Source organism: Streptomyces sp. NBC_00285 (assembly GCF_036174265.1).
Taxonomy (GTDB): Bacteria; Actinomycetota; Actinomycetes; order Streptomycetales; family Streptomycetaceae; genus Streptomyces.
On sequence record NZ_CP108055.1, the window covers coordinates 4,391,036 to 4,410,580 of the forward strand.

The window sequence follows — 19,545 nt, forward strand, 5'->3', positions numbered from 1 at the left end:
CGCGATCCTGGTCACCGTGATCGTCGTGGCCACCCTGGCGATCGGCCTGGTCCGCTGGCTCGGCCGCCGCTGAGGCGTCCCGGCGGGCGGTCGGGCCGACCGCGCTGGGATCCCGGCAGCTTGTCGGGAGAGACCGGCGTTCAGTCAGCCGACGCCCCGCCGGACGCACCGCTGAGACCCGTACGGTCCTCAACTCCACGGCCGCTGCGACAGCCCGACAGCCCGTCAGCAGACCGACCGCTCAGCCCTCTACCCCGCGGTCACCCGCGCCTTCGCCCGCCCCCGCCGAACCCCGTTCGGCCACAGCCTCGGACGCCGCTTGGCCGCCAGGTCCTCGATCCAGCCGAACGCCAGGATCGCGAGCCCGATCAGCGGCCAGACCAGGACGAACATCCAGAGCATGTCCGTCGCGTCGAGCGCGGCGACCGCGCGGTCGCTCTGCATGAAGGGCAGGCGGTAGGCGAGGTCGATGATCGGGACCGTGGCCATGATCAGCAAGTTGTGCCAGAGGTAGATGGTGACGGCCCGGTTGTTGGAGAGGGTCACCAGCTTGTCCCAGCGGGCGAGGCGGCCCGGCAGTTCCTGCCAAGACGGCGAGTACTGGAGGAGGATCACCACGAACCCGAAGGACCAGGCCGCCTGGGCGAGCGGGATGTCGTTGAGGTCCCAGCCATCGGGGCCCAGATGGCCGGAGGCCCACCACAGGGCGAAGGCCATCACCATGACCGAGCCGGAGACGGCGAGATAGCGCGGGACCTTCGCCAGCACCCCCTCGTGGTGTGCGATGCCGAGGACCCAGCAGCTGCCGTAGACCGCGAAGTCGGTGACCGCGTTGCCGAGTTCGCCGGGGATGGTCACAAGTCCCGTGCCCAGCACGGCCGTCAGGGCCAGCGGGGCGAGCAGGGTCGCCCACGGCACCCTGCGGAACGCCCACAGCAGCAGCGGGGACGCCACCACGAACCAGAGGTACGCGCGGAGGTACCACAGCGGGCCCACCGCCTGGTCCGCCCACGTGCTCTCCAGCAGGCTCGACGGGAAGCCGACCTCCCAGGGATACGGCGGCGCGCCGATCGGGATGACGTAGTTGACCATCTCCAGCAGCCCCCAAGTGCCGCTGTGGTCGGGGTCCTTGGAAAGGTTCCAGCCGCCCAGGAACATCAACGGCAGCACCACCGCGCTGAACGCCCACAGCGGCGGCAGGAGTCGGCGGACCCGGCCCCTGATCACGCTCAGCGTGGGCCGGCCGAGCGAACGGGCCATCAACGAGCCCGCCAGCGCGAACATCACGCCCATCGACGGGAACAGCACGGTCAGCCACGCCCACCCGAACAGGTGGTAGAGGACCACCCGGACCAGGGCGAGGGAGCGGAGAAGGTCCAGGTAGCGGTCCCGGCCGGGTGCCTTGGGCGCTGCGGGCGCAGCCCCACGCTGTTCCGGCACGGAGGCGTTGTGCCGACCCGCCGCGTAGTCCTGCGTCATCCGACCGGCCTCCGTTCGTCGCTCTCACTGCCCGACCGCTGTCGCGGCACCGGTCCGCCCGGCGCCTCGACGACCCCCGTGCGGCGCAGCTTCTGCCAGCGCAGACGGCCGCCGGTGAGCGCTGTGATCCAGGACTGGAGCAGCACGACGTACATGAGCTGGCGGTAGAGGATCTGCTGCAACGGCAGTGAGATCAGGTGGGTCATGCGTTCGCGGTCCAGCCGGAAGGCGTAGGCGGCGCAGACCACTTGGATCGCGAGGACGCCCAGCCAGGCCACGATCGTCCGCTCGGTCGGGCCGAACACGACGCCGTAGAGGAGGAACACGTCGATCAGGGGCGCCAGCAGGGGCGCCACGACCATGAACAGCGAGACCAGCGGCAGACCCACGCGGCCGAAACGGCCCGAGGGGCCACGTTCCACCAGTGCGCGCCGGTGCTTCCAGATCGCCTGCATGGTGCCGTAGGACCAGCGGTAGCGCTGGGACCACAACTGCTGGACGGATTCCGGGGCTTCGGTCCAGGCGCGCGCCTTCTCGGCGTACACCACGCGCCAGCCGTCCCGGTGCATGGCCATGGTGATGTCGGTGTCCTCGGCGAGCGTGTCGTCGCTCATGCCGCCGACGCGTTCCAGGGCCGAGCGCCGGAACGCTCCCACCGCGCCCGGGATGGTCGGCATGCAGCGCAGGATGTCGTACATCCGGCGGTCGAGGTTGAAGCCCATCACGTACTCGATGTGCTGCCAGGCGCCGATCAGCGAGTCCCGGTTGCCGACCTTCGCGTTGCCCGCGACGGCTCCGACGCGCGAGTCGCCGAAGGGCTGCACCAGTTCACGGACCGTGGCCGGTTCGAAGACGGTGTCGCCGTCCATCATCACGATGATGTCGTGACGGGCGTTCGCCAGGCCGCGGTTGAGGGCGGCGGGCTTGCCCGCGTTGAGCTGGCGGACGACCCGGACGTTCGGCAGGCCCATCGCCTCGACGAGCCGGGCGGTGCCGTCGCTCGAACCGTCGTCGATGACGATGATCTCGATCGGCTGCTCGCTCGCCATCAGTGAACGCACGGTGTTCTCGATGCACTTGGCCTCGTTGTACGCCGGGACCAGCACCGACACCGGCTGGGTGACCGGCTCTCCCCAGCGGAAGTCCTTGCGGCGCACCCGGCGGGCGTGGATGCCCGAGAGCAGCAGCATCAGCAGGAAGCGGCCGATGACCAGGGAGCCGATGACGGCGAGCCCGGCGACGAGGACGTCGGTGATGTGCTCGGAGGCCTGGACGAGGAAGACCCACGCCTTGCCCTTCCACAGCTCGGGTCCGGCGACCGGGGTGAGCGCGCTGGGCGCGTCGAGGGCCTCGGTGAGGTTGTCGAACGCGTAGCCCCTGCCCTGCATGTCGGGCAGGAACCGGTCGAGCGCCTGGACCGTCTGGTGGCGGTCACCGCCGGAGTCGTGCATCAGCACGATCGCGCCCTTGCCGCTCTTCGGGGTGGCGTTGCGCAGGATCTGCCGGACGCCGGGCTTCTGCCAGTCCTCGCTGTCGGTGTTGTTGACGACGGTGACGTAGCCGCGGGAGCCGATGTACTCGGTGACCGGCCAGGACCTGTTGTCCATGGCGTCGGCGAAGGAGGAGTACGGCGGGCGGAACAGCGAGGTGCGGATGCCGGCCGCCCCGGCGAGCGCGAGCTGGTTCTGGGAGAGCTCCCAGTCGATGCGCTTCTTCGACTGGAAGGACAGGTCGGGGTGGTTGAAGGTGTGCAGCCCGACCTCGTGGCCCTCGTCGACCATGCGCTGGACCAGGTCCGGATAGCGGGAGGTCATGGTGCCGGTGACGAAGAAGACCGCGTGCGCGTGGTGCTTCTTGAGGACGTCCAGGACCTTGGGGGTCCAGGTCGGGTCGGGGCCGTCGTCGAAGGTCAGGACGATGCGGCGGTCGGGCATCTGCAGGCTGGTGGCGCGGCCGCTGCGGGTGTCGATCACCGGGCCGCCGTCGAGGATCTTCTCCGGCACCTTGTCGGTCGAGGCCTCTGCCTGGATACGGTGGTCGGCGAGGATCTCGCTGTGGACGTAGCCGCGCAGCATCAGCATCGCCATCAGGGCGCCGAGGACGAGCAGCGGCAGCAGCAGGCGCATGGGCAGGCGGCGGCGCCTGGAACCGTCGGGGACCGCTGGTGCGGCCCCCGGGCGGCGGGTGCGGGATGCCATCAGAGGATGTGCTCCGGGGACGGGGCGGGCGGGACCTCGGACGGTGTGGCGGCAGCGGTGGTGCCGGTGCCCGAGGTCTCCGATGCGATGGGTGAGGGTTCGGCCGGGCCGTCGGCGACCGTCCCGGGCCCGGCGCTGCCACCGCCCGCGGTCTCGCTCGGGGCGACCGAGGGGTCGGGGCTGGGGGTGACGGGCGGGGTCGGGGTGGGGCTGGCCGGCGGGTTGACCGACTGCGTCGGGGTCGCCGACGGGAGGGTGCTCGCCGACGGGTTGCCGCCCGGCTGGGTGGCGGGCGCCGACGGGACGACGGGCGCCCCGGTCCTGCCCGGGCTCGCGGTGGCCCCGGGTGCGGTCCCGCTGATCGCGGGAGCCGGTGTCACTCCGCTGCGCACGGTCGGGGTGATCCCCGGCAGCAGCACACCCACGGGGGCGGAAGGCCGCGCCGACTCCGCCGGCACCGGGCTGGTGTCCACCTTGCCGGCCGGGGCGTCGTCCTTCGGACCGGTCATCGGCACCCAGGGTGCGTTGGAGTTGCCGGACAGCAGGGTGACGACGATGACGACGGCGTAGACCGCGCAGGCGATGCCCACGGCGAAGCCGATGCGGCGGTACCTGCGGCCGCGGCGCCCCGACTCGTCGACGAAGACCGGGCCGTCGGAGCCCTCGGCCGCGCTGTCGCCGGCCGGCTTGCCCTCGATGCGGCTGTCGGCGCTTCCGCCGTCGAGCTGGACGGTCACCTCGTCCGGGTCGTGGTTCTGCCCGGCGGTGCTGCCGGACTCCTCGGTGCTGCCGGACTCGTCCCACGGGTCGCGCACGACGGACCTACGGCCGGGCTGCTCCGGGAAGCCGCTCGCGCGGTCCGCTCTCGGGGCCCCGGGGAAGTCCGGTGCGCCGCCCGGGCCGCCCGGACCTCCCGCGCCTCCCGCGTCAAGGAGCCTCGCGCCCGGGGTTCGAGCCTCAGGGGTTCGAGCCTCGGGGGCACGGGTCTCGGGAGCTCGGGTCTCCGGGACTCGGGTCTCTGCGGCCGGAGCCGTTCCGGTTTCCGGGAAGGTCTGGGTGCCGGCCCCGACCGCCTGTACGGCCTGGGTGCCTGATGCAGCCTCGGGCCATTCCGGTTGGGCTTCTTCCCGCCACTTTTTCACGCGCATACATCCCCCCACAGGACCGTCCAGGTGCGCGTACGACCCTGAATACAACCGGTCGAACCGGGCCCCCACCCAGCCCAAGCGCCCCTTTTATCACATCTTGCTCAAGTCACGAATGTATCGCACGCGAAGGTTGTGTGTGTGCCGCGTGTCAATGACGGACGGTCATATGACGCTCGTCGATGGCCGGAATCCATCCATCAACGGGTCGGCGGAGCCAGTCATGTTCGACGCCGAGTTCGATTGCGGCCCGTCGCAGGGCATCGAGAGCGGGATGCGTCAGGCCCTTGCGCCACACCAGGGACACGGGCGACAGAGGTACCGGGTCGACCAGCGGACGCAGCACGCCGGCAGGCATGGCCGGAAAATCCACCACCACGAGAATCGGGTTCCGGGTCTTCGCCATGATCCGCTGGAACTCCTCGTCGCCGACCGCGAGCGGCGCCGGCGGGGCGATCTCGATGCCCCGGCCTTCGAACAGCCGACGAGCGAGATCGGTCCATTCCGGAGTACGCGGATTTCCCGCCCCGGCGTACACGGTCTCGCCCTCCAGCGCCGCGAGCGGGACCTGTGCGAGCGACGCCAGCCGGTGCCCCTCGGGCAGGACGACCGCCATGGGCTCGTAGCGCACGGGTTGGTGGTCGAGGGCCGCCCGCAGCGCCGGGTCCAGGCCGGCGAACCGGCCGAAGGACACGTCGAGACGGCCGGCCAGCAACTCTCCCGCCGCACCGGTCAGGCCGCTCTCGTAGCGGGCCATCAGCTCCTGGTCGGGGGCGAGTTCGCGGGCCCGGTGCAGCACGCTGCGGCCGGTGGCCAGGCCCGGGGAGTTCAGGTCCACCAGCAGCGGCCTGGCCTGCCCGAAGGCGGCGAGCAGCTCGTCCTGGGCATCCAGGGCACGTCGGGCGTACGGCACCAGCCGCTCGCCGTCGGCCGTCAGCGTCACCTGCCGGGTCGTCCGCACGAACAGCTCGGCGCCCAGCTCCCGTTCCAGCCGCCGCACGTCCCGGCTGAGCGCCTGCTGGGCGACGTAGAGACGGGCCGCGGCGCGCGTGAAGTGGAGTTCGTCGGCGACGGCGAGGAAGGCGCGCAGGAGGCGGGGGTCAAGGTGGCGGGGACCGGGACCGGAGACCGGAGGGGGCGCGGGCATCCGGCGAACTTACAACACAGGTGCGTGAATCGGCGCGGAGAAGGTGTTGGACCCCTTGATCGGCTCCGCGCGACGGTGGGTCCATGCCGCAACCGCCCCGACAGCCACCTCGACAGCCGCCCCGACCGATGTTCACGACGACCGCCGACGCCCTCGTCATCGTCGACTTCAGCCCACGAGGCCCGCGCACCCCGCGCACCCCCGGCCCCTACCGCCGCCTCCTCGCCACCCCCGGCGCCCGCGCCTTCACCGTCGGGAACCTCCTGGCCCGCCTCCCCATGGGCATGTTCAGCGTCAGCGCGGTCGTCATGATCGCCGGGACGCGTGGGTCGTACGCCCTCGCCGGTGCCGTCACCGCGACAGGTCTGGCGGCGACCGCGGTGGTCGCCCCGTGGACCGCGCGGCTCGTCGACCGGCACGGCCAGGCCCGGATCGCCGTACCCGCCACGGCACTTGCGGCACTGGGCTCGCTCGCGCTGCTGCTCTGCGTCCGCTTCGGGGCGCCGGCCTGGACGCTCTTCCTGTCCTACGCCGCCACCGCCACGACCCCCAACCTCGGCGGCATGTCCCGCGCCCGCTGGGCCCATCTCCTGGACGGCGACGAGCAGTTGCTGCATGTCGCGAGCTCCTTCGAGCAGGTCGTGGACGAGGCGTGTTTCATGACGGGGCCGGTGCTCGCGGCCCTGCTGTGCGGGACGCTGTTCCCGGAGGCGGGCACGCTGGCCGGGATGGTGCTGCTGGTGACGGGCGTGCTGGTGTTCGCGGCACAGCGTTCGACGGAGCCACCGGTGCGTGAGCGCTCCCCCTCACCGGCTCCCTTCCGCGCCCCCGGCATCCCGCCGCTGCTCGCCGTCTGCCTCGCCCTCGGTGCCGTCTTCGGCTCCATGGAGGTCGTCACCATCGCGTTCGCCGACGCGCAGGGACACCGCTCGGCGGCCGGGGTCGTGCTGGCGCTCCAGGCGGCCGGTTCGTGCGCGGCGGGGCTGGTGTACGGGGCGACGCGGTGGACCGGTTCCGCCGAGGTCCGGTACGTGTGGTGCGTCGCCGCCATGACCGCCCTGCTGACGCTGCCCCTGCTGGCAGCCGCCCTCACCGGCTCCCTGTTCGTCCTGGCGGCCACGCTGCTCGTCGCCGGGATGGCGACCGCCCCGACGATGGTCACGGGGATGGCCCTGGTCCAGCGGCGCACCCCGCCCGGCCGCCTGAACGAGGGTTTGACCCTCGCGGTGACCGGCCTGCTCGGCGGGATCGCCTGCGGGAGCGCGGCCGGCGGCTGGACGGTGGAGCACGTGTCGCCGGTGGCGGGCTACGGCGTTCCGGCCACGGCGGCTGCGGCGGCCCTGATGATCGCACTCGTTTCGGCCGGATCGTCGAATCGCTTCGCCTGATCCTGCACAACCCATTGACGGCCTTCGAAGGCGCCACATACGTTCCTGTGTCGAAGCGCTTCGACAGGAGTCGTCGAATCGAATCGAATCGACGACCCTGCCAGGCGGTACGGCCCGAAGCACCATCCGACTCGCCCGGAGGTACGGGATGTTGACGGCACGACGGCGTGTGGTGGCGACGGCGGTGATCCTGACCGGATCGCTGCTGATGACCGCCTGCGGAGGCTCGGACAGCGGGTCCTCCGACGCAAAGACGCTCAGGCTGTGGCACTACGAGAGCCCGACCAGTGCGATGGGCATCGCCTGGAACGAGGCGATCAAGGAGTTCGAGGCTCGGCACCCGGGCGTGCAGGTGAAGGTCGAGGAGAAGAGCTTCGACCAGATGCAGAAGACCGCCCCGATGGTCCTCAACTCCTCGGACGCGCCCGACATCATGGAGTACAACAAGGGCAACGCGACCGCGGGCCTGCTCTCCAAGCAGGGCCTGCTCACGGACCTCACGGCAGAGGTGACCAAGCACGGCTGGGACAAGAAGCTCAGCCCGAGCGTCCGCACCACCAGCCTGTACGACACCAACGGCGTGATGGGATCCGGCAAGTGGTTCGGCATCCCCAACTACGCCGAGTACACGATGGCCTACTACAACAAGGACCTCTTCAAGAAGTACGGCATCGCCGTACCGAAGACCCTCGACGAACTCACCGCTGCCATGGACAAGTTCGTCGCCAAGGGCATCACCCCGCTCGCCAACGGCGGCGCCGCCTACCCCGCCCAGCAGTACCTGTACCAGCTGGCACTGTCGAAGGCCGACCGCTCCTGGGTCAACGCCTACCAGCTGTACAAGGGGAAGACGGACTTCCATGACGCGGCCTGGACGTACGGCGCCGAGACCTTCGCCGACTGGGTGAAGAAGGGCTACTTCAGCAAGTCCTCCAGCGGCCAAAACGAGGAGGCCGCCGGCGTCTCCTTCACCTCGGGCAAGACGCCGATCCTGTTCTCCGGCAGCTGGTGGTACGGCCGCTTCACGACGGACAACAAGTTCGACTGGGGCACCTTCCGCTGGCCCGGCTCGAAGCTCACCCTCGGCTCGGGCGGCAACCTCTGGGTCGTACCGCAGAGTTCGAAGAACAAGGACCTCGCCTACGACTTCATCGACATCACCCTGTCGGAGAAGATCCAGAACCTGCTGGGCAACTCCGGCGGCGTCCCGGTCGCGGCCGATGCCTCCGCCATCACCGACCCCCGGTCGAAGGCACTGATCGACGACTTCAACACCCTGTCCAAGGACGACGGCCTGGCGTTCTACCCCGACTGGCCGGTCCCCGGCTTCTACGACGTCCTCGTCTCCGGAACCCAGAAGCTGATCACCGGCAGCGACAAGCCGGACGGCTACCTCAGCGATCTGCAGGAGGCCTACGACAAGGGCGCGCCGAAGCAATGACGGTGACCGTCGAACGGGGTGCGCGGGCGGTCGGCAAGGGCGACGCCGCCCGGCCCCCGCGCCGCCCCCGTGACTCCTACGCCCTCTTCCTGCTCCCCGGCACGCTCGCCTTCCTCGCGGTCATCGTCCTGCCGTTCGTGATGAACACGTACGTGAGCTTCACCGACTGGCAGGGCGTGGGCTCCCCGCAGTGGTCGGGGCTCGCCAACTACCGCGCGCTGATGGACGATTCGGAGTTCTGGGAGTCCTTCCGGCACAGCCTGTTCATGGTCGTGGCGATGGCGGCGATCCCCACCGCCCTCGGGCTCGTCCTGGCCGCCGCCCTGTTCGACCACGTCGGCAAGCACTTCGGCACCCGGATCGCCGCCGTCCTGCGCGCCTGCTTCTACCTCCCCCAGGTCCTGCCGATCGCGGTCGCGGGCATCGTCTGGAGCTGGATCCTCGCCCCGGACAACGGCTCGCTCAACTCGCTCCTGAAGGCCGTCGGGCTGGGCAGCTGGCAGCAGGACTGGCTGGGCGACCCCGACCTCGCCCTCTACAGCGTCATGGGCGTGATGGTCTGGGTCCAACTGGGCTTCCCCCTGGTCATTTTCATGGCGGGACTGCAACGCGCCGACCCCCAGCTGGCCGAGGCCGCAGAGCTGGACGGCGCCGGCTGGTGGCGCCGCTTCTGGCACATCACGCTGCCGCAGATCCGCCCGGAGATCTACGTCGTCCTGACCTGGTGCTCGATCGCCGCACTGAAGGTGTTCGGCGCGGTGTACGTCCTGACCAAGGGCGGGCCGGGCGGCGCCACCAACGTCCCCTCCTACTTCTCCTTCACGACGTTCTTCGAGAAGACCCAGGTCGGCTACGGCGCCGCGATCTCCACCGTGCTGACGGTGATCATCCTCGCGCTCTCCCTGATCGGCCTGGGACTCCAGTCCCGCGCGGAGGAAGGGGACGCGTCATGACCGCCGCCCTGCGCCGCTACCCGGTGCTGATCGCCCTGTGCATCGCCGCCCTGTTCATGGTCGTGCCGTTCCTGATCGTCACGGTCAACGCCTTCAAGTCCCCCGCGGAGTACGCCCAGCACGGCCCCCTGAGCCTCCCCGACGGCCTCTACACGGACGGCATCAAGGACTTCTGGGAGCGCGTCGACTTCGGACAGAAGCTCGTCAACTCGGTGCTGATCAGCGGCTCGGTGGCCGTACTCGCCGTCGTCCTGTCGGTCCTCAACGCCTACGCGATCGGCATCGGCCGGATCAAGGGCCGTACCTGGGTCCTGGCCTTCTTCGTCCTCGCGAACATGCTGCCGCAGGAGGCGCTGGTCTACCCGGTCTATTACCTGAGCAAGGAAGTCGGCCTCTACGACACCAGGTTGAGCGTGATCATCGTGTTCACGGTGATCCAGGCGGCCTTCGGCACGTATCTCCTCGCCTCCGTCCTCGGCCAGTTCCCCCGCGAGATCCTCGAAGCGGCCCGCATCGACGGCGCGAACAAGTGGCAGGTCCTGTGGCGGATCGTCGTCCCCGTCAGCCGCCCCACCCTCGGTGTGCTGCTGGTCTTCTTCTTCATCTGGACCTGGAACGAGTTCCTGCTCCCCCTGGTCATGCTGATCTCCAACGACAACCAGACGGTGTCCGTGGCCCTCGGCGTCCTGCAGGGCCAGCGTCTGATGGACGCCACGATGACCAACGCCGCCGCCCTGCTCGGTGTGCTCCCCGCGATCGTGTTCTTCCTCGTCTTCCAGCGAACCCTCACTCGCGGCATCGCCGTGGGTGCCGTCAAATAAGGACCCCCACATGAAATTCACCGACGGCTACTGGCTGCTGCGGGAGGGCGTCACCGCGGACCATCCGGCCGTGGTCCACGAGGTCGTCGCGTCGGACGGCGGGCTCGACATCCACGCGCCGTCCCAGCCCATCCGCCACCGCGGCGACCTGCTGAAGGGACCGGTCGTGACGATCAGCGCCCACGCGCCGATGCCCGACGTCATCGGCATCACCTTCACCCACTTCGAGGGCGATCAGCCGGACGGCCCCGAATTCGACCTCGCCAAAGAGGAGTTCACCCCACACTCCGGGTCCGACGAGGAGTTCGCGACCCTCACCTCCGGCACCCTGTCGGTCCGGTTCGCCCGCTCGGGGCCCTGGCAGGTCGACTTCCTCGCCGACGGCCGGGTCCTCACGAGCAGCGGCACCAAGAACATGGGCATCATGCGGGACGCCGCCGGGGCGCACTACCTGCGTGAGCAGCTCGGCCTCACCGTCGGCACCTCCGTGTACGGCCTGGGCGAACGCTTCGGACCCCTGGTCAAGAACGGCCAGGTCGTCGACATCTGGAACGCCGACGGCGGCACCGCCACCGAACAGGCCTACAAGAACGTCCCGTTCTACCTGACGGACGCGGGCTACGGCGTCTTCGTCGACCACCCGGGCAAGGTCTCCTTCGAGGTCGGCTCGGAGGCCGTGTCGCGCGTCCAGTTCAGCGCGGAGACCCAGGAGTTGACGTACTACGTCATCCACGGGCCCTCCCCCAAGGAGATCATCCGCAAGTACACGGCCCTCACCGGCCGCCCGGCCCTCCCGCCCGCCTGGTCGTTCGGCCTGTGGCTGTCGACGTCCTTCACGACGTCGTACGACGAGGAGACCGTGACGTCCTTCATCGACGGCATGCGGGAGCGTGAACTGCCCCTGTCCGTCTTCCACTTCGACTGCTTCTGGATGCGCGAGTTCAACTGGTGCGACTTCCAGTGGGACCCGCGGGTCTTCCCCGACCCCGAGGGCATGCTGGCGCGGCTGCACGCGCGGGGCCTGAGAGTCTCCGCGTGGATCAACCCGTACATCGCCCAGCGATCGCCCCTGTTCGCGGAGGGCAAGACCCTCGGCCACCTCCTGAAGCGGCCCGACGGCAGCGTCTGGCAGTGGGACCTGTGGCAGCCCGGCATGGCCCTGGTCGACTTCACCAGCCCGGCCGCCCGCGACTGGTACGCCGGCAAGCTGGAGGCGCTTCTCGCGCAGGGCGTCGACTGCTTCAAGACCGACTTCGGTGAGCGGGTCCCGCTGGACGTGGAGTGGTCCGACGGCTCCGACCCGGAGCGGATGCACAACTACTACACCTACCTCTACAACCAGACCGTCTTCGACGTGCTGCGCAAGCACCGCGGTGAGGAGGAGGCGGTGGTGTTCGCCCGCTCGGCGACCGCGGGCAGCCAGAAGTTCCCGGTGCACTGGGGCGGCGACTGCGAGGCGACCTACGAGTCGATGGCCGAGTCGCTGCGCGGCGGACTCTCCCTCGGCCTGTCCGGCTTCGGCTTCTGGAGCCACGACATCGGCGGCTTCGAGGGCACCCCGACACCCGCCCTGTTCAAGCGGTGGCTGGCCTTCGGCATGCTGTCCTCCCACAGCCGCCTGCACGGCAGCTCCTCCTACCGGGTGCCGTGGCTGTTCGACGAGGAGTCCGTGGACGTACTGCGGCACTTCACCCGCCTCAAGCTGAGCCTCATGCCGTATCTCTACGAGGCCGCGCGCACCGCCCACACCGAGGGCGTGCCGGTGATGCGGGCGATGGTCCTGGAGTTCCCGGACGACCCCGGATGCGCGCATCTGGAACGGCAGTACATGCTCGGCCCCGACCTGCTGGTGGCCCCGGTGTTCAGCGACGAGGGCGAGGTCTCCTACTACGTCCCCGAGGGCACCTGGACCCACTTCGTGACCGGCGAGACGGTGACCGGGCCGCGCTGGGTGCGCGAGAAGCACGACTTCCTCAGTGTGCCGCTGCTGGTCAGGCCGGGTGCCGTGCTCCCGATCGGCGCGGTGGACGACCGGCCCGACTACGACCACGCCGACGGGGTGACCCTGCGGGCGTACGGCCTGGGGCGGGGCGAGCAGGTCACGGTGCGGGTCGGCGAGGTCGCCTTCACCGTCGTACGCGAGGGGGACACGCTCCGGGCGTCCTGCGCGGACCCGTCGGCGCCCTGGGGTCTCGCCGCGGGCGGGCGCGAGGCGCGGGCGCGGGCCGGGACCGGGTTCCTCTCCCTGGAGCTTGGCTGATGGCGAAGATCACCGAGGTGGCGCGGCGGGCCGGGGTCTCCCCGAGCACCGTCTCCTACGTCCTCAGCGGCAAGCGCCCGATCTCCGAGGAGACCCGGCAGCGGGTCGAGGCGGCCATCCGCGAGCTGGGCTACCGCCCGCACGCGGGTGCCCGCGCCCTGGCCGGCAGACGGTCCAACGTGCTTGCGCTGGTCGTGCCCCTGCGGTCCGGGATCCACGTCCCGACCGTGATGCAGTTCGCGGTGTCGGTCGTGACGACGGCCCGGCGCCACGACCACGACGTGCTGCTGCTGACCCAGGAGGAGGGCGAGGACGGACTGAGCCGGGTCGCGGACACGGCACTGGTGGACGCGCTGATCGTGATGGACGTCCAACTGGACGATCCCCGGCTGCCGTTGCTGCGGTCGCTGGACCTGCCGTCCGTGCTGATCGGCTTCCCCGCCGCCCCGGAGGGCCTGACCTGCGTCGACCTCGACTTCAGGGCGGCGGGCGAGGCGTGCGTGGAGCACCTGGCGCGCCTGGGCCACCGCTCGGTGGCCCTGATCGGCTCCCCGCCGGAGGTCTACGTCCGCCGGACCGCGTTCGCCCAGCGCGTGGTCCAGGGCTTCACGGCCGCCGCCGACCGCAGCGGGATGTCGTCGGCCGTCCACCCCTGCGAGCCCGGCGGGGCCCGCGCGCTCGCCGAGCAACTGCTGCGCGAACAACCGGCGTTGACGGGCGTGGTCGTTCACAACGAGGCCCTGCTCGAACCCTTGGTCGACGCCTTCGAGCAACTCGGCCTGCGGGTCCCGGCCGATCTGTCGGTCACCGCGATCTGCCCCGACGAACTGGCCGCCTCGGTCCGCGTCCCCATCACCTCGGTCGCGCTGCCGTCCGCGGAGGTGGGCGCGCGGGCGGTGGAGCTCCTCATGAAGAAGCTGGACGGGACGGCCGTACCGGAGTCGACCCTGCTGCCGCCGAGGATGACGGAACGGGCGAGCACGGGGCGGCGGACGGTTCCCTGACGCCTCGGCTGCTGCACGTGAGGGCCCCGCCTTCCACAGGGTGTGGAAGGCGGGGCCCTCACGGACCTCGCTCTAGTCGTCGGAGACCAGGAACTCGACGTTCTGCACGACGAACTCACCGTAGTGCAGGGCCGATCCGAGGCCTTCCAGCCTCTTGTACTGCTCCTCGGACAACGACGCGCCGGCGGTGTACTCGACCACCCTCAGCAGTACCCGCAACGCCAGGTCCGGGGTGCACTCGCGAGCGCAGTCCACGAGCGCCCGGCGCACCTCGGCGGTCAGGAAGCCCATCCGCTCGATCTCGGCGACGACCTCGTCCCGGTGGGCGAGGCCGTCCTCCGTGTCGGCTCCGGTGAGCGGCGGCGGCACCTCCGTCCGCGCGGACAGCCAGGTGTCGCACACGTCGACGACGGTACGCGTCCACTCTGCTCCCGTGGTCTGCCGGAAGGCCGGGCCGTACTGCGAGCCGGCCGTCCACAACACCTCCAGCGTCTGTGCCGGAAGGCGGTCGAGGAGGGTCCGGGCGTCGCGACGCACCCCCAGGGCGTACTCACCGGCCCCGTCCGGCAGGCGCCGTGCAACGAGTTCGGCGGCGGTGTCCGCCTCGTAGGACCAGTCCTGGTGGAAGAAACTCATCACCCACGGGACACCGAAGTCGAACTCGGTGAAGCGCTGCACGGCGGTCACCCTCCTTACTTCGGATAGCAGGTCTGCACGTAGTAGCCCAGCGGGTGTTTCGCCTGGCCCTCCACCTTGGGCGCCCGCACGAGCTTGATGAAGAAGCCGTTGCCCGTGGCCTTCGGAGCGGCTCGGCCGTTGTCGTAGTAGACCGTGCCGAGGGAGTTGTTCCGCCCGAAGGTACCCGACCAGGTCAGCTCGTTCGTCTTGTTCTCAGCCATCCACTTGCGGATCTTGTTCGCGTTGTTGGCCAGGGCGTAGTCGACGACCTGCTGTGCGGTCTGCTGGTCGATGAACACGCTGTTCGGTGTGTCATAGCCGTTCTTGACCGTCTTGTCGTGAGCGATGGCCTCCGCGTCCGCCTGGTTGGGGCGCACGTGGTCCTTGAGGGTGTGCGCCTGCTCGGGGAAGCTCGCCTCGTCCAGGATGAGGTCGCTGCAGTTGTGCACCAGGACCGGGGTGCTGCCCGCCACCGCGTAGAACGTGTGCAGTCCGGCGACGGTCAGGTCGTACACGGTCTGCGGTGCCGAGGCGTCGCGGTCGAGCACCGCGGCCACCGTGCGCGGGCTCGCGCCGGGGGTGCGCAGGCTGTCGCCGGGACGCAGGTCGGACGCGAGGGTCCAACCCCGGCCGATGACGAAGAACTTGTGCCCCGAGGTGCTGGTCAGGTCGCCGCCGGACGCCAGTGTGATGTCCAGCAGGTCGGCGGAGGGGTGCGAGAAGGTCCGGGTGACCGGCTCGCCCCGGGTGCTTCCGGTGTCGGGGTCGGTGGCCAGGAGCCGGTCGCCGAACCGCACGTCACGGATGTCCTTGCGGCTGCCGTCGGCGAGGACCACCTGGGTGTCACCGGGGAAGCTGTTGCGGATGCAGGCCGTGCGCGCTTCCTCGTACGTCCGTGCGCTGCGCTCGATCGCGGCCAGCGCGCGGGCGTCCACGTCCAGGACCCGCAGCGCCTTCAGGGCGTCGGAGACCCCGATGCCGGTGCGCATCGCGGCGTCCACCGCACGGATCGCCTCGGTGACCCTCGCGATCGGGCCGCCCAGCGGCAGCCAGGTGGCGGCCCAGGCGCAGTCGCCGTAGCTGCCGCCGTCGTCGGCCGTGGTGATCTTGTGATAGCAGCCGACGAAGTCACCGATGATCGAGTCGAAGAGCCCCTTCCACAGGTCCTTGGTCGCCTCCCACGAGGAGATCTTGACCTTCTTGCTCAGATCCGTGAACGTCTTCGTCTTCAGGAACTGCGTGTCCGCCGCGGGGCAGCCGGACTCGGTGGCCGGCACCTCCGGGTCCAGACACAGGTAGTAGCTGACGGTCGCGTCGAAGTGCACCTCGTACACCAGGTCGCAGGGAAGGCGCGAGCAGTCGTCCGGCAGCCGCTGCGGGTCGCCCCGCTGCTTGATGTCGTCGATGACGGAGAACACCCCGCCGAGCCCGGTGCCGGCACCCGCCTGCACCTGGCTGTTGGCGTCGTTGCGCGCGGCCTGGTCGGCAGCCTGCTGCGCCGACTCGGCGTACTTCTGCGCGTCCTTCGCCGCCTGCTCCGCCGCGGTGGCCTCCGCGTCCGCCCGGTCGGCCGCCGCACGGGCGTCCTTCGCGGACTGTTCGGCCTCGGCGGCCGCCGTGCGGGCGGCCTCGGCGTCCAGGGCGGCCTGGTCGGCGGAGGAGCGTGCGTCGACCGCGTAGCTCTCGGCGCGGTCGGCGGCCTGGTCGGCGGCGGCCGCGTCCACGGTGGCCTGGCGGTCGTACTCCTTGGCACGGGCCAGGGATGCCTGCGCGTCCGCCGCGTACTGGGCGGCCTCGGCGGCGTAACCCAGCGCCTCCTTCGCCGACCTGCGGGCGTCGGCCGCGAAACCGGCGGCCTCCGCGGCCAGCGTGTACGCCGCCTTCGCGTCACCCGTCGCCGCGGCGGCGAGACTCGCCGCCTGGGCCGCGTTCTTCTGGGCGTTGACGGCGTGCGCCTCGGCGACCGCCTGCTGCTGCTCGGCGATCGTCTTCGACGCCTGCCCGCTCAGGACGACAAGGCCGGCCGCCGAGTCGGTGGTGACGTACGGCGCGCCCATCTGGATCGCGTCGTTCGCCGGAGCCGCCACCTGCTGTGCAGCGTTGCCGGCGTCCTCCGCCGCCTGTGCGGTGGTGTAGGCGTGCCCGGCGGCATCGGCCGCGCCCGCGACCGCCTTGGCGGCCTCGGCCTTCGCCGCGTCCGCCTGCTTCATTGCGTCGGCGGCGTGCTTCTCGGCCTCGTCGGCCAGCTTGACCGCGGTCCGGGCGGCGGAGGCGGAGGCCTCGGACGCCTTGATCGCGTCGGCGGCGGCGCTGGTCGCCGTACGGACGGCCGCGTCGGCCCGCAGCTTGGCGGCCTGGGCCGCGTCCGCGTCGGAGCGGGCCCGCGTGGCGGCGGCCTCCGCGCGCGTGGCGGCGGCGTCCGCGTCGGCCGCGGCCTGGGTCGCCGCGTCCGCCTCGGAGCGGGCCGAACCCGCGGCGGACTCTGCGTCGCCCGCTGCCTTGTCCGCCTCGTCGGCGGCGGCCCGGGACTCCTTGGCGTCGGACGCCGAATCATGGGCCTCGGCGTAGGCGTCCTTGGCATCGGCCTTGGCACGGGCGGCGTTCGCCTTGCTCTCGGCGTCCCACGCGTCGTCCCGCTTGCCCTTGGCCCGGTCCCGGGCGCCCTCGGCGTCCTGCCGCTTGGCGCGGGCCGTGGACTCGGCGTTCTCCGCCCGGCCCTTGGCCTCCTGGGCGGTCTTCGCGTACCCCTGCGCGTTCTCGTTGTGCTGCGCCGCCTCGGCCTGCTTGGCGGCGGCGGTCTCCTTCTCCGCCTTCGCCGTCGCCGCCTCGGCCTCCGCCGCGAGCCGCTTGGCGTGCGCGTCGGCGGCCGCGGCCTTCGCGTCGGCCTCGGCCTTCTGCGTCTCGGCGAGCTTGGCCTTGGCGAGGTCGCGGGCGGCCTTGGCGGTCTGCGCCTGTACGGCGGCCGCGTCGGCGGCGGCCTTCGCCTGGGCCCGGGCCTCGTTCGCCGCCGCGGTACGGAAGGCGGCCTTGGACTGCGCGGCCTGCGTCAGCGCGCGGGCGGTGATGGTGGCGCTGTCCCCGGCGGCCGCGCGGGTGGCCGCGTAAGCGGTGTCACCGGCCTTCGCCAGAGCGTCCAGCGCGGCGGCCGACGCCTTGGTGACCTGCGCCTTCTGCTGCCCGACGAGCAGACCTCGGCCGCGCGGCGCACCCGCCTCGTCGGCGATGCCGTACGCCGCCGTCAGCGCGGTGTCCGACGTGGTGGCGGCCGTCTTCGCCGCCGTGGCCTGGGCCTTGAGCAGGTCGAGCTGCTTCTTCGCCGCGGTCTGGGCGTCCGTCACGCCCTTGGCCGCCTTGTCGAACTGGGCCTTGGTCGGGTAGTCGAGGCTGTCGGTGCCCTGGTGCCCGGACGGGACGACGTCGAACTGCTGCGGGGCCTTGCCGGTGCAGTCCCACATCCGGCCGTCGCGGCTGTTGGTGTAGTCGGCGAGGTCGAGACAGTTGCCGGTGCCCGGGTTGTACAACCGCGAGGTGCCGTGCGTGCCGTACTCCCACTTCTGCGAAGCCCCGGTGCCGCAGGTGGAGATCTGCACGGCCGTGCCGTTGGCGCTCGCTCCGCCCTTGACGGTCAGGCACTTGCCCGAGTTGGGATTGGACAGGCGGTCGCCGGAGATCTGCCACTTCTGCCCGACGCTGCCGTTGCAGGTGTAGATCTGCACGGGCGTGCCGTTGTCCTTCTTGCCGCCTGCCACGTCGAGGCACTTGTCGCTCGCCCCGTGGGCGTGCACGACGAACGGGCTGTCACCGATCCAGCCGGGTCCGCCGGCCGACCAGTAGTCCTGCCAGCGGACCAGGTGGTCGGCGCGCCAGGAGAGCCCGAGCATCTCGCCGAGCGCCTTGGAACCGGCGGCGAGGGCCTTGGTGGCGTTCTTGTTGGCGGTCAGGACCTGGTTGCGCGGAGCCGCCTGCGCGGCGATCTCCTGCTGCCACTCGGCGGACGCGGCGGCGACCTCCCTGCCGAGCACCCTGTTCGGGTCGACCGGGGTGCGCCAGGCGCAGGAGGCGAACCGGGTCTTCAGATCCTCGACCGCGATGCGGAATTCGACGCTGCCCGGCTCGGGCGCGGTGCGCGGAAAACCGCCGTACGCCAGGAAGAGCCGGGCGTTGTCGGCGGCCACCGGCTCCATGGACCAGTTCACGAGCTGGTCGTATGCCTCGTGTTCGGCATAGGCCTGCCGGCGCTGCTCGGTGGGCATCGAGGGGTCGGGGGTCTTGCCGTAGAGCGGTTCGCCGAGGTCCTTGACCGCCTTGACGGTGGCGGCGTCGGCCCCCGGGGTCAGGTCGCGGTAGAAGTCTCCCTCGTCCTTCCAGAACTGCTCCCAGATCCACTTGGCGATGCCGGTCTGCTGGAAGAAGTTCGGGCGGTCGTCGCCGCCCACGCCCGGCGGCCATTCGAAGTCGGTGACCGACTTGAAGCCGCCGGGGGTGGGCAGCCCGGAAATCCCGAAGTCCCCGATGTGGTCGTAGAGCGCGTGGCCTTCTTTTTCGGCGGCGTCCGCGTCCTGCTGGAACGCCGTCGACAGCGGAGTGGTGTTCCAGTACTCCCGGTTCGCCGCGGTGTGCAGCTTGTCCGGCGTCTGGTTCAGCCCGTCCTGCGCGACGCCGGACATGGCCTGACCCCCCGTCCGCAGGGACTCGGCGAGCAGGCACTGGTCCTGTCGGAGCTGCTCGGCCGCCTTGGCGTCGAAGCCGTCGTAGCTGTCTCCGGTGTCGGCCACGGCAGCCATGTCGTCTGCCGCGTACCGGCTGATCAGGTCCGGCTGTACGGCCACTGAGCCGAGCAGGGCAACGGCGACCGCGGATGTCAGCAACGGCGTCAAAAGTCTGGATCGCGTGCGGGCACGCGTGAAGAGCCGATATCTCGGCATGTTGGTCTGTCCTCCCCGTGGCGGCGGTGTTCCCCCGGCCGCCGTGAACGCGCTCTGAGTCGGAGTGGTCGGCTCCCCCCGGCGCGGCGTTTACCTTAGACATACC

Annotated in this window: 12 protein-coding genes; 6 read left to right on the forward strand and 6 right to left on the reverse strand. The window is 70.8% G+C overall.

All coding sequences use genetic code 11. The features are described 5' to 3' along the window. Positions 1-249 precede the first annotated feature (249 nt). From OHT57_RS20280 to OHT57_RS20295, 4 genes are all read right to left on the reverse strand, one after another. Positions 250-1,479 (reverse strand): acyltransferase family protein, encoded by a 1,230-nt coding sequence (locus tag OHT57_RS20280; RefSeq protein WP_328747873.1) that lies wholly within the window; start codon positions 1,477-1,479, stop codon positions 250-252. Further along, positions 1,476-3,677: a glycosyltransferase gene (locus tag OHT57_RS20285; RefSeq protein ID WP_328747874.1), complete on the reverse strand. Its 2,202-nt coding sequence runs from the start codon at positions 3,675-3,677 to the stop codon at positions 1,476-1,478. The genes OHT57_RS20280 and OHT57_RS20285 overlap by 4 nt, the downstream gene beginning before the upstream one ends. Further along, the gene (locus OHT57_RS20290; protein WP_328747875.1) at positions 3,677-4,492 is read right to left on the reverse strand and encodes a hypothetical protein; all 816 of its coding nucleotides are present in this window, start codon (positions 4,490-4,492) and stop codon (positions 3,677-3,679) included. The genes OHT57_RS20285 and OHT57_RS20290 overlap by 1 nt, the downstream gene beginning before the upstream one ends. 481 nt (positions 4,493-4,973) lie before the next feature. Then, on the reverse strand, positions 4,974-5,969 hold the full coding sequence (locus tag OHT57_RS20295) for a LysR family transcriptional regulator (RefSeq protein WP_328747876.1): 996 nt from the start codon (positions 5,967-5,969) through the stop codon (positions 4,974-4,976). A gap of 83 nt (positions 5,970-6,052) precedes the next feature. On the opposite strand from OHT57_RS20295, the gene OHT57_RS20300 reads away from it, so the two are divergent. From OHT57_RS20300 to OHT57_RS20325, 6 genes are all read left to right on the forward strand, one after another. Then, positions 6,053-7,357, forward strand: coding sequence for an MFS transporter (locus OHT57_RS20300; RefSeq protein ID WP_443053466.1), 1,305 nt, complete (start codon positions 6,053-6,055; stop codon positions 7,355-7,357). A 148-nt stretch (positions 7,358-7,505) separates the two neighbouring features. Further along, complete coding sequence (locus tag OHT57_RS20305) at positions 7,506-8,798, forward strand: ABC transporter substrate-binding protein (protein WP_328747878.1); 1,293 nt, start codon at positions 7,506-7,508, stop codon at positions 8,796-8,798. Beyond that, entirely contained in the window at positions 8,795-9,751 is a 957-nt protein-coding gene (locus OHT57_RS20310) for a carbohydrate ABC transporter permease (protein WP_328747879.1), read from the forward strand. Before OHT57_RS20305 ends, OHT57_RS20310 begins: the two co-directional genes overlap by 4 nt. Then, a complete protein-coding gene (locus tag OHT57_RS20315; RefSeq protein WP_328747880.1) occupies positions 9,748-10,572 on the forward strand; it encodes a carbohydrate ABC transporter permease in 825 nt (274 codons plus the stop codon). The genes OHT57_RS20310 and OHT57_RS20315 overlap by 4 nt, the downstream gene beginning before the upstream one ends. A 10-nt stretch (positions 10,573-10,582) precedes the next feature. Then, complete coding sequence (yicI, locus tag OHT57_RS20320) at positions 10,583-12,832, forward strand: alpha-xylosidase (protein ID WP_328747881.1); 2,250 nt, start codon at positions 10,583-10,585, stop codon at positions 12,830-12,832. Further along, positions 12,832-13,836: a LacI family DNA-binding transcriptional regulator gene (locus OHT57_RS20325; RefSeq protein WP_328747882.1), complete on the forward strand. Its 1,005-nt coding sequence runs from the start codon at positions 12,832-12,834 to the stop codon at positions 13,834-13,836. Before yicI ends, OHT57_RS20325 begins: the two co-directional genes overlap by 1 nt. 72 nt (positions 13,837-13,908) lie before the next feature. Here the strand turns inward: OHT57_RS20325 and OHT57_RS20330 are convergent, their stop codons facing one another. Beyond that, on the reverse strand, positions 13,909-14,514 hold the full coding sequence (locus OHT57_RS20330) for a hypothetical protein (RefSeq protein WP_328747883.1): 606 nt from the start codon (positions 14,512-14,514) through the stop codon (positions 13,909-13,911). A gap of 14 nt (positions 14,515-14,528) precedes the next feature. After that, positions 14,529-19,439, reverse strand: a complete 4,911-nt coding sequence (locus OHT57_RS20335) for a ricin-type beta-trefoil lectin domain protein (protein ID WP_328747884.1) — start codon at positions 19,437-19,439, stop codon at positions 14,529-14,531. Between the last annotated feature and the right edge of the window lie 106 nt (positions 19,440-19,545).